The organism is Desertibaculum subflavum (assembly GCA_003576705.1).
Lineage (GTDB): Bacteria > Pseudomonadota > Alphaproteobacteria > Ferrovibrionales > Ferrovibrionaceae > Desertibaculum > Desertibaculum subflavum.
Genome location: QOZS01000063.1, coordinates 17,869 through 29,467, shown reverse-complemented (window position 1 = coordinate 29,467; position 11,599 = coordinate 17,869). Strand labels below are relative to the sequence as shown.

10 protein-coding genes and 2 tRNA genes are annotated in these 11,599 nt (G+C 67.8%); 2 read left to right on the top strand and 10 right to left on the bottom strand.

What is annotated here, in order from left to right; all coding sequences use genetic code 11:
• Nucleotides 1–406 precede the first annotated feature (406 nt).
• The 4 genes from DT074_RS24040 to DT074_RS24025 all read right to left on the bottom strand — a co-directional run bounded on the left by DT074_RS24040 (nt 407) and on the right by DT074_RS24025 (nt 2,967).
• Nucleotides 407–483 (bottom strand) — tRNA-Arg (locus DT074_RS24040).
• 96 nt (nt 484–579) lie between these two features.
• Entirely contained in the window at nt 580–1,452 is an 873-nt protein-coding gene (locus DT074_RS24035; protein ID WP_119422407.1) for a class I SAM-dependent methyltransferase, read from the bottom strand.
• Nucleotides 1,449–2,420, bottom strand: coding sequence for a UbiA prenyltransferase family protein (locus DT074_RS24030; protein WP_119422406.1), 972 nt, complete (start codon nt 2,418–2,420; stop codon nt 1,449–1,451). The genes DT074_RS24035 and DT074_RS24030 overlap by 4 nt, the downstream gene beginning before the upstream one ends.
• A 10-nt stretch (nt 2,421–2,430) precedes the next feature.
• Nucleotides 2,431–2,967, bottom strand: coding sequence for a ubiquinol-cytochrome C chaperone family protein (locus tag DT074_RS24025; protein WP_119422405.1), 537 nt, complete (start codon nt 2,965–2,967; stop codon nt 2,431–2,433).
• Between the two features lie 113 nt (nt 2,968–3,080).
• On the opposite strand from DT074_RS24025, the gene DT074_RS24020 reads away from it, so the two are divergent.
• Entirely contained in the window at nt 3,081–3,518 is a 438-nt protein-coding gene (locus tag DT074_RS24020) for an outer membrane protein assembly factor BamE (protein WP_119422404.1), read from the top strand.
• A 269-nt stretch (nt 3,519–3,787) separates the two neighbouring features.
• Here DT074_RS24020 and DT074_RS24015 read toward each other — a convergent pair whose 3' ends face one another.
• The 6 genes from DT074_RS24015 to DT074_RS23990 all read right to left on the bottom strand — a co-directional run bounded on the left by DT074_RS24015 (nt 3,788) and on the right by DT074_RS23990 (nt 10,536).
• A complete protein-coding gene (locus DT074_RS24015) occupies nt 3,788–5,881 on the bottom strand; it encodes a sodium-translocating pyrophosphatase (protein ID WP_119422403.1) in 2,094 nt (697 codons plus the stop codon).
• A gap of 207 nt (nt 5,882–6,088) precedes the next feature.
• Nucleotides 6,089–6,163 (bottom strand) — tRNA-Thr (locus tag DT074_RS24010).
• Nucleotides 6,164–6,243: 80 nt separating this feature from the next.
• The gene (locus tag DT074_RS24005; protein ID WP_119422402.1) at nt 6,244–8,472 is read right to left on the bottom strand and encodes a methyl-accepting chemotaxis protein; all 2,229 of its coding nucleotides are present in this window, start codon (nt 8,470–8,472) and stop codon (nt 6,244–6,246) included.
• Nucleotides 8,473–8,815: 343 nt separating this feature from the next.
• Complete coding sequence (locus DT074_RS24000; RefSeq protein WP_119422401.1) at nt 8,816–9,817, bottom strand: NADP-dependent oxidoreductase; 1,002 nt, start codon at nt 9,815–9,817, stop codon at nt 8,816–8,818.
• Between the two features lie 102 nt (nt 9,818–9,919).
• On the bottom strand, nt 9,920–10,207 hold the full coding sequence (locus DT074_RS23995; RefSeq protein ID WP_162915170.1) for an antibiotic biosynthesis monooxygenase family protein: 288 nt from the start codon (nt 10,205–10,207) through the stop codon (nt 9,920–9,922).
• Between the two features lie 23 nt (nt 10,208–10,230).
• Complete coding sequence (locus tag DT074_RS23990) at nt 10,231–10,536, bottom strand: monooxygenase (protein WP_119422410.1); 306 nt, start codon at nt 10,534–10,536, stop codon at nt 10,231–10,233.
• 123 nt (nt 10,537–10,659) lie between these two features.
• On the opposite strand from DT074_RS23990, the gene DT074_RS23985 reads away from it, so the two are divergent.
• Nucleotides 10,660–11,571, top strand: coding sequence for a LysR family transcriptional regulator (locus DT074_RS23985; RefSeq protein WP_119422399.1), 912 nt, complete (start codon nt 10,660–10,662; stop codon nt 11,569–11,571).
• Nucleotides 11,572–11,599: the final 28 nt, after the last annotated feature.

Genomic DNA, 11,599 nt, shown 5'->3' with positions numbered 1-11,599 from the left:
CGCCGCGGAACAGAAGCGCCGCGGAACAGAAGCGCCGCGGAACAGAAGCGCCGCGGAACAGAAGCGCCGCGGAACAGAAGCGCCGCGGAACAGAAGCGCCGCGGAACAGAAGCGCCGCACCTTTCCGTCGTGGCCGGGCTTGACCCGGCCACCCACGCGGCAGCCGCAGCGCCGCGGAGAGCCGCGGATGCCCGGGTCAAGCCCGGGCATGACGAAGTGGAGGAACAGACGCGCCGTGCCCGGGTCAAGCCCGGGCAAGACGAAGTGGGGAACAGGAATGCCGCGCCCGCCGTTGCCGCCGCCCCCGCGTGGGTACCCGGGTCAAGCCTGGCTACGACGACGGAAGGGAACAGAAGCGCCGCGCGTCCTGGGCGCGGACCTCGAATAGGTGGTGAGATGGTTCGAATGGCGCGCCGGGGAAGATTCGAACTCCCGACCCCCAGATTCGTAGTCTGGTGCTCTATCCAACTGAGCTACCGGCGCGCGGCCCGAAGCGTGCTCCAGGCACCCGGAAGGCCTGGGCGGCCGGCCGGGGAGGGCGGAACCTAGCCGCAACCTATCGCTGATGCAAGACGGGCCTCAGGCCCGCCGCCGGGCCAGGAAGAGCAGGGAATCGAACAGATTGAGCGGCAGGGCGACGCGGTCGAGCCAGCCCGGCACCGGCACCCGCGTGCCGCCCGGCAGATAGGTCAGCGCCCGGCGCGCGAGGTAGCCCGCCGGAAGCTGCCAGGTCGGCCGGCCCGCCCATATCACCTCGAAGCCGGCGGCGAGCAGCGCCCGCGCCAGGGTGGCGCGGTCGAAATAGCCGATATGGGCGATGCGGTAGTGCCACCAGCGGCGGCCGAGCAGGCGGGCGGCCAGCGAGCCGAGATCGGGCGTGACCACCAGGCAGAGCCCGCCCGGCGCCAGAACCTCGCGCACGTCCCGCATCAGGCCGACCGGGTCCGGCACGTGCTCGATCACGTCGACCACCGTCGCCGCATCGTAGCGGCCGGCAGCGCCGGGATGCGGCAGGACGCCCCGATGCACCGGCAGGCCGCGCGCAACGGCCTCGGCCTGCAAAGCGCGCGAGGGCTCGATGCCTTCGGCGTCGAAGCCCATCGCCCGCGCGGCCTCGACCAGGATGCCGCTGCCGGCGCCGATATCGAGCAGGCGGCCGTCGCGCCGATGCCGCCGCAGCACCTTCAGCAATCGTTCGGCCTGCAAGCGGCGCGGCGCCCTTGTGGCCTCGTAGTCGGGATCGTCCATCGCCTCGTAGAGAGCGAGCACCCTGTCGACGCCGCGCGCCTGGCGGAAGCCGCAGGCGCGGCAATCGTAGACGTCGGCGGTGCGGCCATAGGCGGCATCGGTGATGCGGAAGGCCCCGGGCCCGAGCGTGGGCGGCAGGTCGCCGCGCCAGGCCAGCGCAAGATCGGTCGAGCCGCAGAGCCAGCAGCTGCCGACCGCGCTCACCGCAGCACGCGGTATTCGGCGAGGGGAGCCAGACCCGGAATGTCGACCAGCATGAGCAGCGTGAACAGCAGCCCGATGGCGAGCACGTAGAGCACGAAGCCGCGCTCACGGTAGAGCGCCTCCGGCCTCTGCGCGGCCGAATCGGGCCGCATGCCGATCTTCAGGTACCAGACGAACAGGAGGGCCAGGAACGGAATCGAGAGGATCAGCTCGATCCGGTACTTGATCAGGAACACGCCGAGGCAGAGCGCGCTGGTCAGCGCATAGAACAGCGCCGAGAGCAGCAGCGACTGCTCGTCGTAGGACCGGAACGACCGCCGATAGCGCGCGGCGCGCGCGGCATCGCCGATGAAGCGGTATTCCGAATAGCGCTTCACCGCCATCAGATAGGCGCCGCCCATCCAATAGGCGATCAGGATGGAGGAGGGCGGCACCACGTTGTCGACCACCGCCGCCCATCCCAGCATGAAGCGGAGAGGATTGTTTATCGATTCGCTCAGCACGTCGAGATAGGGCCGGTCCTTGGTGCGCAGCGGCCGCATGTTGTAGACGACGCCCATGACCAGCAGCGCGGCGGCGAAGGCCAGGAAGAAATGGCCGATCCAGGCGCCGATCGCGAGGCCGGTCGCGGCGAGCGCGATCCATTGCAGGAGGATGGCCCGCGCCGAGAGCCGGCCCGAGGCCGCCGGGCGGCCGTGCTTGGCCGGGTGATGGCGGTCGAACTCGGCATCCAGCCACTCGTTGATCGTGTAGTTGGCCGAGGCGAGAAGGCAGACCGCGACCGTGCCGGCGGCGACGCGAAACAGAGCCTCCGCGAGCGGCAGCCCGGGCGCCAGGCCGTAGGCCAGCGCGGCGCCCGGCAGCACGAAGACGTTCTTGACCCAATGGTCGGGTCGCGCGATGGCGACGCGGTCGCGCCATGTCGCGGCCCTTGGCGGCTCCGCCGCTGAGGTTGGCGAGGCGCTCATCCGCCCGCGACTAAGCCGGCGGCGGCGGAAACCGGAGCTCGCCGGCGAGCAGAGCCGCGTCGGGCTGCGCCGCGAGGCTTTGCTCGGCTGCCGCGACATAGCCGACGAAATACGACAGCGCCTCCCCGGTCACCGCCGCGCTCGCGAACAGGTTGCGCTCCAATGCATCCGCCAGGGCCTCCGGTCCCCGGTCCAGCGCCGCCTCGTAGGCCTTGGCGCGGCCGTAGAATGCGGCGGCCAGCCGCTTGACCCGCTTGGCGACCGAGAGATCGGCGATGCCCATCTCCCGCAGCGCCTGGTCCATGTCGTCGAACAGTACGTCGAACAGCACCTGGGCCAGGGCTTGGCCCTGCGGGCCCGCCCGGTTCAGGCGGCGCACCACCAGGATCGCATGCAGCAGGACCAGCTCGAACCGCCCGGCCAGGGTATCCGGGGTGGCGCCGGCGACATAAAAGGCCGGCTCCCGCGCCTGCCGGCTCAGCGCGACATAGAGGCCGTGGGCGTGGTCGCGCGTCACGTCGCGGCGGAACGGCCAGGCCAGACGCATGCAACCAATACTCCCACGGATTGCGGGCCGGGCGGCCAGGGCCGCCGGGCCGGTTGACAGCCGGCCATCGGGAACCCAGTTTGACGGCCGTAACTTGAGGGCTTTAGCACGCAATGTTTCGCGGTCAAGGTCGCCTGATCTGGCTCGGTGCCGCCATCCTGCTGCTCGCCGCCTGCGCGGCGCGCGAGGAATTCCGCGGCCATAAGACCGATGCGGACCAGCTCGCCCAGGTCAAGCCCGGCGCGCAGGGGCCGGACGAGGTGCGCGTGCTGCTCGGCTCGCCCTCCTCGATCTCGACCTTCGGCGAGGCCGGCATCACCTGGTACTACATCGCGCGCGAGACCAGCCAGGTCGCCTGGCTGGCCGAGGAGACCGTCGACCAGCGCGTGGTGGCGATCGACTTCAAGGAGGGCAAGGTCGCCGAGGTGCGCCAGATCGGCCTGAAGGACGGCAAGCCGGTCGAGCCGGTCGAGCGCATCACCCCGACCAAGGGCAAGGAGTTGACCGTGGTCGAGCAGTTCCTCGGCAATCTCGGCAAGTTCAACAAATAGCCATGACCCCGATCCGCCGCGGCATCCGAATGCGCCGGCCCGACCAGCAGGAGTCCAGCCGGAGGGGTTGAGCGCGCGGCTTTGTCGCGCGAGTGAGCGTCGCACCCAAGGCCTCCGGTTCCATCGGCGCGCCGGGCGTGCTGTTCCCGAAGCTCGCGCCGGATTGGGCGGCCGCGCGCAAGCGGGAATTCGCCGGCGCGGCCTGAGCCGCAAACGAAGAGGGCCGGGTTGCCCCGGCCCTCCGTCGCGTTCGTCTTGGCTTCCGCGGCTCAGTGCGCGATGACCGCGAGCAGCAGCAGTGCCACGATGTTGGTGATCTTGATCATCGGGTTCACCGCGGGGCCCGCGGTGTCCTTGTAGGGATCACCCACGGTGTCGCCGGTCACCGCCGCCTTGTGCGCGTCGGAACCCTTGCCGCCGTGATGGCCGTCCTCGATGTACTTCTTGGCGTTGTCCCAGGCACCCCCGCCCGCCGTCATCGAGATGGCGACGAACAGGCCGGTGACGATCACACCCATCAGCATCGCGCCGAGCGCGGCGAAGGCATGGGCCTGGCCGGCAATGGCGTAGATGACGAAGTACAGCACGATCGGCGACAGCACCGGCAGCAGCGAGGGGATGATCATCTCCTTGATCGCCGCCTTGGTCAGCAGGTCGACGGCGCGGCCGTAATCCGGCTTCGCCGTGCCCTCCATGATGCCGGGGATCTCCTTGAATTGCCGGCGCACCTCGATCACCACCGAGCCGGCGGCACGGCCGACCGCGGTCATGCCCATGGCACCGAACAGATAGGGCAGCAGGCCGCCGATCAGCAGGCCGACGATCACATAGGGGTTTTTCAGGCTGAAATCGATGGCGCCCGCCGCGATCTTGCCCTGGGCCGCGAAGTAGTCGAGGTCCGAGGTATAGGCCGCGAACAGCACCAGCGCGCCGAGACCGGCGGAGCCGATCGCGTAGCCCTTGGTCACCGCCTTGGTGGTGTTGCCGACCGCGTCCAGCGCGTCGGTGGTCTTGCGGACCTCCTTCGGCAGGTCGCTCATCTCGGCGATGCCGCCGGCATTGTCGGTCACCGGGCCGTAGGCATCGAGGGCGACGACCATGCCGGCCAGCGCCAGCATGGTGGTCACCGCGATGGCGATGCCGAACAGGCCGGCCATGATGTAGGTGACGATGATGCCGGCGCAGATGATCAGCGCCGGCACTGCCGTCGCTTCCATGCTGATCGCCAGACCCTGGATCACGTTGGTGCCGTGGCCGGTGACCGAGGACAGCGCCACGCTCTTCACCGGGCGATAGCTGGTGCCGGTGTAGTACTCGGTGATCCAGACCAGGCCGGCGGTGACCAGCAGGCCGACGATGCCGCACCAGAACAGGTTCGCGCCGGTGAAGGTCTTGCCGCCCACCGTCATCTGCGTGCCCATGCCGAGCACCCAGTCGGTGATCGGCCACAGCACGATCGCCGACAGCACGCCGGTGACGATCAGGCCCTTGTAGAGCGCGCCCATGATGTTCTGGCTGGCGCCGAGGCGCACGAAGAAGGTGCCGATCACCGAGGTGATGATGCAGGCGCCGCCGATCACCAGCGGATAGGCCATCGCGTTGAAGGCCAGCTCGCCGGTGAAGAAGATCGAGGCCAGCACCATGGTCGCGACCGTGGTCACCGCGTAGGTCTCGAACAGGTCGGCGGCCATGCCGGCGCAATCGCCGACATTGTCGCCCACGTTGTCGGCGATCACGCCGGGATTGCGTGGATCATCTTCCGGGATGCCGGCCTCGACCTTGCCGACCAGGTCGGCGCCGACATCGGCGCCCTTGGTGAAGATGCCGCCGCCGAGACGGGCGAAGATGGAGATCAACGAGGCACCGAACGACAGCGCGACCAGCGCGTCGACCACGTCGCGCGGGCTCGCCTGCAGCGGGCCGATCAGGATCCAGTAGTAGACCGCGACGCCGAGGAGCGCGAGGCCGACCACCAGCATGCCGGTGACCGCGCCGGCACGGAAGGCAATGCCGAGCGCGTAGGACATGCCCTGGCGGGCGCCCTCGGCCGTCCGTACGTTGGCGCGCACCGAGACGTTCATGCCGATATAGCCGGCGGCGCCCGACAGCACGGCGCCGATCAGGAAGCCGATCCCGACCTTAGGCCCAAGCGTGACCAGCAGGATGACGAACACCACGGCGCCGACGATGCCGATCGTGGTGTACTGGCGGTTCAGATAGGCCGAGGCGCCTTCCTGAATGGCGGCAGCGATCTCCTGCATGCGCTGGTTGCCGGGCGAGGCCGCCAGCACCGAGCGCGAGGCCCAGATGCCATAGAGCAGCGCCAGCACCCCGCAGGCGATGGCGAACCAGATATAGGTCATTGCTTGGAACCCCTTGCGTCGCTTCGTCTTTTGCGGCCGATGCGGGCCCGGGCCACGCGGCGTGCGCCGCCCCCGGCCGCCGGTCGATTCCCGGTGGTGGAAATGCGGGGGGCTTATGCCAGAGGGCCACAAATGAGGCAAGGCGAACAAACGCTTGGCCGGCATGCGATCGCGACTTTCGACAGGCCGGGCGGGACAGGTAAGGGCTGGTGCCGGGTGAGGGATTTGAACCCCCGACCTACCGCTTACAAGGCGGTTGCACTACCCCTGTGCTAACCCGGCATGCGCCCGGCTTAGCCTGGGTGCCGCCGCCCCGCAAGGGTTGCGGCCGGCGCGGCAGATCGTACGCGCCGGCCGCGTGACTATGCCGCCTGCTGCTGCAGCGAGCGGTACATCTCCTGACCCTGCCGGGCAAAGCCGTTGGCCGACTGCACCGAGGCGGCGATGTCCTTCAGGCTCTGGTCGATCTCGCCGACCGCCGTCGCCGCGGACTGCATGTTGGCGGTGATGTCGCGCGTCGCGGCACTCTGCTCCTCCACCGCGCTGGCGACGCCGGTGACGCTGGTCTGCACCTGCTGCACGGCGCTCTGGATCTGCTGCAGCCGGGTCACCACGTCCTGCGAGACCGACTGCACGTTGGTTATCTCGCCGGAAATCTGACTGATCGCCGCGGCGACCTGACCGGCCAGGTTCTTCACCTCCGTCGCCACCACGGCGAAGCCCTTGCCGGCCTCGCCCGCGCGCGCCGATTCGATCGTCGCGTTCAGCGCCAGCAGGTTGATCTGGCTGGCGATGCGCTGAATCAGCTCGACGATGCTGTTCATCGCCTCGGCCGCCTTGTTCATCGCCTGGGTGGATTCGTCGGCCGCCTGCGTCTCGGTCATCGCCTTGTCGACCGCCGTGCGCGACATCGACATGCTCTGGGCGATCTCCTTGGTCGAGGCGTCGAACTGCTCGATCGCCGCGGCGATGCTCTGCACCGTCGCCGTGGTCTGCGCCGAGGCCGAGGCAGCGGCGGCGGTGCGCTGGTTCGCGCCGTCGATGGTGTCGACGATGTTCTCCAGGCCCTTGTCGACTTGCCTGCCGACCTTCTCGGATTCGATCCGGTGCAGCACTTGGCGGGTGATGTCGGTGGCGAACTTCACCACCTTGAACGGCCGGCCGCTCGGGTCGAGGATCGGGTTGTAGGAGGCCTGGATCCACACCTCGCGGCCGCCCTTGGCGAGGCGCTTGTATTCCGCCGCCTGATATTCGCCGCGGCCGAGCGCTTCCCAGAAGCGGCGGTATTCGTCGCTGCGGCCGAAGGCCGGCTCGACGAACATGCTGTGATGCTTGCCCTGGATCTCGGCCAGCGAGTAGCCCATCGCCTGCAGGAAGTTCTCGTTGGCGGTGATGATGGTGCCGTCGAGATTGAATTCGATCACCGCCTGCGACTTGCCGAGCGCCGCGATCTGGCCCTCATAGCTCGCATTGCGCAGCTTCTGCTCGCTGATGTCGGTGGCGAACTTCACCACCTTGAACGGCCGGCCGCTCGGATCGAGGATCGGGTTGTACGAGGCCTGGATCCACACTTCGCGGCCGCCCTTGCCGAGGCGCTTGTATTCCGCGGACTGGTACTCGCCGCGGCCCAGCGCCTGCCAGAAGCGACGGTATTCCTCGCTCTTGGCGTAGTCCGGCTCGGCGAACATGCTGTGATGCTTGCCGCGGATCTCGTCGAGCGAATAGCCCATGGTCGCCAGGAAGTTCTCGTTGGCGGTGATGATGGTGCCGTCCATCTTGAACTCGATCACCGCCTGCGACTTGCCGAGCGCGGCGACCTGGCCTTCGTAATTGGCGCTGCGCAGCTTCTGGTCCGTGATATCGGTGGCGAATTTCACCACCTTGAACGGCCGGCCGCTCGGATCGAAGATCGGGTTGTAGGAGGCCTGGATCCAGACCTCGCGCCCGCCCTTGCCGACCCGCTTGTACTCGGCGGCCATGAACTCGCCCTGGCCCAGCGCTTCCCAGAAGCGGCGGTACTCGTCGCTGCGGGCATAGGACGGCTCGACGAAGATGCTGTGATGCTGGCCCTGGACCTCGGCGAGCGTGTAGCCCATCGCGGCCAGGAAGTTGTCGTTGGCCCAGAGGATCCGGCCTTCGAGATCGAATTCGATCACCGCCTGCGACTTGCCGAGCGCGGCGACCTGGCCCTCGTAATCGGCGCTCCGCAGCTTCTGCTCGGTGATGTCGGTGGCGAACTTCACCACCTTGCTGACCTTGCCGGTGACATCCTTCACCGGGTTGTAGGTGGCCTGGATCCAGACCTCGCGCCCGCCCTTGGCCAGGCGCTTGTATTCGGCCGACTGGAACTGGCCGCGCGCCAGCCCGGTCCAGAACTCGCGATAGGCCGCGGTCTTCTCATGGCCCGGCTCGACGAACAGGCTGTGGTGCCGGCCTTTGATCTCGGCCAGGGCATAGCCCATCGCGTCGAGGAAATTGCGGTTCGCCGTGATGATGGTGCCGTCGGGCTTGAACTCGATGATCGCCTGCGACTTGTCGAGAGATTTCAGCACGGCATCGCTGCCGCCCTTGCGCGTGAAAACGCCAAGCATGTCGGTTCTCCTCCTGCGGACGCACGCCGTTGCGCGGGCCCGGGCGGTCGCGTGCGATCGCGATCCGCCCGGGCGACAGGCAACGAGGTGGTCCCCCTCTACGAGGCCGTGACACGGCCCTCGCGCTCCGGGGAGAACAATTCTCGACGAACGTAAAGTAACTTTGAATTTGACTGCTCAGCACCAAAGCATTGGGCCGTTTTTCTTTGGCAAAGCGATCAAATGTTTTTTGTAAGGGTACTAACCTGTAGAGGAGGGGAAGCAAATGTGACGAACTTCTATAACCCGAAACTGCCGAATATTTGGTGGCGGTTGCCGGAAAGGCAACCGCCGGTCGTCGCGGTCAGGCGAGCCTGACCAGCTGCTTGCCCAGATTCTGGCCTTTCAGCATGCCGATGAAGGCTTTCGGTGCATTGGCAAGGCCCTCGGCCACCGTCTCGCGATATTTGATCTTGCCCGTTGCGACGCCTGCCCCGAGCTCGGCCAGGGCCTGCGGCCATTTCTCCATGTGGTCGGAAACGATGAAGCCGCGCATCGTCACCCGGTTGACCAGGATGGAGAACAAGGTCTTCAGCCCCTGCGGCTCGGTCTCGTTGTATTGCGAGACCAGGCCGCACAGCGCCATGCGGGCGAACGGGTTGAAGCGCGCCACCACGGTCTCCATCACCTCGCCGCCGACATTCTCGAACAGGCAGTCGACGCCCTTCGGCGTGGCCGCCTTGAAGTCGTCGCGGAACGAGGCCGCGCGGTAGTCGACGCAGGCATCGAAGCCGAGATCGTCAACCACATGCTTCACCTTGGCGGCGCCGCCGGCGATGCCGACCACGCGGGCGCCCTTCATCTTGGCGAGCTGGCCGACCACGCCGCCGACCGCGCCGGAGGCGGCATTCACCACCAGAGTTTCGCCGGCCTTCGGCTGGCAGATGTCGTAGGTGCCGATCCAGGCGGTGACGCCCGGCATGCCGACCGGGCCGAGATAGGCCGAAAGCGGCACGCGGCCGGTATCGACCTTCATGAAGGCTTTGGCCGGGCCGGTGCCGTAGAGCTGCCAGCCGAGCTGGCCCACCACCTTGTCGCCGGGCTTGAGGGACGGATCGTTGCTCTTCACCACCTCGCCGACCGTGCCGCCGACCATGGTCTGGCCGATCTCGACCGAGGCGGAATAGGACTTGGAAGCGTTCATCCGTCCGCGCATATACGGATCGAGCGACATGTAATGGTTGCGCACCAGCGCCTCGCCATCCTTCGGCTCCGGCACCGGCGCCTCTTCCAGGCGGAAATTCTCTTCGCTCACCCAGCCCTGCGGCCGGCTCGCCAGCACGATGCGTTGGTTCTTCTCCGCCATGGAACGTCCCTCCAAGACCGCGCGATATGGCGCGTCCCTTCCATATAGGGCGCCCGGCGCAGAGCAAAGGCCCCGGCTCGCGACCGCGAGCCGGGGCACCGGTCAGGCCGGGAAGCTGCCGACGCGGGTCAGCGGCGTGAAGCGGGGCGGGGCCGTGGCGCCGCCGGACTTCATGGTCGGCGGGACATCGGGATCGGCGCGGAAGCGCTCGAAATGCTCGCGACTCTCCCAGTCGATCAGCACATAGACGCGGTTCGGGTCCTCGGCGGCGCCGAGCACTTCGGCGCCGTGGCTGCCGTGCTTGCGCCGCATGCCGGCGCCGCGCGTCGCGAAGACCGAGATGAAGGTCGCGAGGTCGCCGATGCTCACTTCGGCGAGGGTCGTGTACATGGCCATTTCCCCTTTTTCGGGTTTCAGAGCGGTGCTCGGGTGAGGCGTGAGAGCGGCGCATGCACGGTGAACCGCCCGATCACCGGCTGCGCGACGCCGAAGGCAGCCAGCCGCGCGGCGTGCTTCTCCACGTAGCGCTCGGCCGCTGCTGCCTCGGCAAACAGGTAGACGCCACTGGCGCGTCGGGCCGCTTCGTTCTCGCCCCACAATTTCCAGATCAGGCCCGGCTCGGCCGCGATGTCGCGGGCAAGGTCGCGGCAGGCAGCTTCCATGCCGGGCCCCCAGGGGCCGGCGAACGGGAAGTCGAATTGCACCAGGGTGGTTGTCATGCTCTCCGTCTCCACGGCCGACGGGATGTCGGCTTCGGTGGCCGTTCAGATATGCTCGATCCGCCGGACGGAGAATTCGGCAAATCGTGAATGCACTTCCTATCCTGAGTAAACAATCGATCCATGGACACGCTCGAGAGCATGCGGACCTTTGCCCGCGTGGTTGAGCTCGGCGGCTTTGCCGCCGCGGCGCGCAGCCTCAATATCTCGCCGGCGATGGTGACCAAGCACATCGCCCATCTGGAGGATCGCGTCGGCGCACGCCTGCTCAACCGCACCACGCGGCAGGTCCGGCCGACCGATGCCGGGCAGGACTATCTGGAGCGCTGTCTTGCGCTGCTCGCCGGCATCGAGGAGGCCGAGAGCATTGCCGGTGCCGCAACGCGCGCCCCGAAGGGCACGCTTCGGGTAACCGCGCCGGTCGAGTTCGGCAACGCGCATCTGGCGCCCTTGGTCACGCCGTTCATGCAGCGCTATCCCGACGTCACGCTCGCGCTCGACTTCACCAATCGCGTGGTTGACCTGGTGCAGGAGGGCTATGACGTCGCGATCCGCATCGCGCGGTCGCTCGACACGGGGCTGATCGGACGCAGGCTTGCGACATCGCGCTTCCACGTGGTTGCGAGCCCTGCCTATCTCGCCCGCAGCGGCCGGCCAACGGCGCCGGAGGCGATCGCCAGCCACGCCTGCCTCACTTTCGGCTTGCCCACCTTGTGGAGCGAGTGGCCCTTCGCCAGGTACGGTACGACGAGCAAAGTGCGGATCGAGAGCCGTCTTATCTCGACCAGTTCGGAGGCCCTGCGGCGGGCCGCATGCGAGGGCGCCGGCATCAGCTGGCTGCCCACCTTCGTATGCGGCGGCGATCTCAGATCGGGCGCGTTGATCTCGCTGTTCCCTGATTACGATACCGGCGCGCTCGGCATATTCGCGCTCTATCCGCATCGCCAGTTCCTGCCCGTCCGCACCCGGGTATTCCTGGACTTTCTGGCTGAGCGGATCGGCGGCCAGCCGGATGCGGATCCCTGGTCGCCCTGACGTCCTCGCCCGCGGCATGGCACGGTCG

Bases quoted from the DNA above. Each gene is read 5' to 3' on its own strand.
- DT074_RS23990 (WP_119422410.1), bottom strand. From the start codon at position 10,536: ATGACAACCACCCTGGTGCAATTCGACTTCCCGTTCGCCGGCCCCTGG.
- DT074_RS24025 (WP_119422405.1), bottom strand. From the start codon at position 2,967: ATGCGTCTGGCCTGGCCGTTCCGCCGCGACGTGACGCGCGACCACGCC.
- DT074_RS24030 (WP_119422406.1), bottom strand. From the start codon at position 2,420: ATGAGCGCCTCGCCAACCTCAGCGGCGGAGCCGCCAAGGGCCGCGACA.
- DT074_RS24020 (WP_119422404.1), top strand. From the start codon at position 3,081: ATGTTTCGCGGTCAAGGTCGCCTGATCTGGCTCGGTGCCGCCATCCTG.
- DT074_RS24000 (WP_119422401.1), bottom strand. From the start codon at position 9,817: ATGGCGGAGAAGAACCAACGCATCGTGCTGGCGAGCCGGCCGCAGGGC.
- DT074_RS23995 (WP_162915170.1), bottom strand. From the start codon at position 10,207: ATGTACACGACCCTCGCCGAAGTGAGCATCGGCGACCTCGCGACCTTC.
- DT074_RS23985 (WP_119422399.1), top strand. From the start codon at position 10,660: ATGGACACGCTCGAGAGCATGCGGACCTTTGCCCGCGTGGTTGAGCTC.
- DT074_RS24015 (WP_119422403.1), bottom strand. From the start codon at position 5,881: ATGACCTATATCTGGTTCGCCATCGCCTGCGGGGTGCTGGCGCTGCTC.
- DT074_RS24005 (WP_119422402.1), bottom strand. From the start codon at position 8,472: ATGCTTGGCGTTTTCACGCGCAAGGGCGGCAGCGATGCCGTGCTGAAA.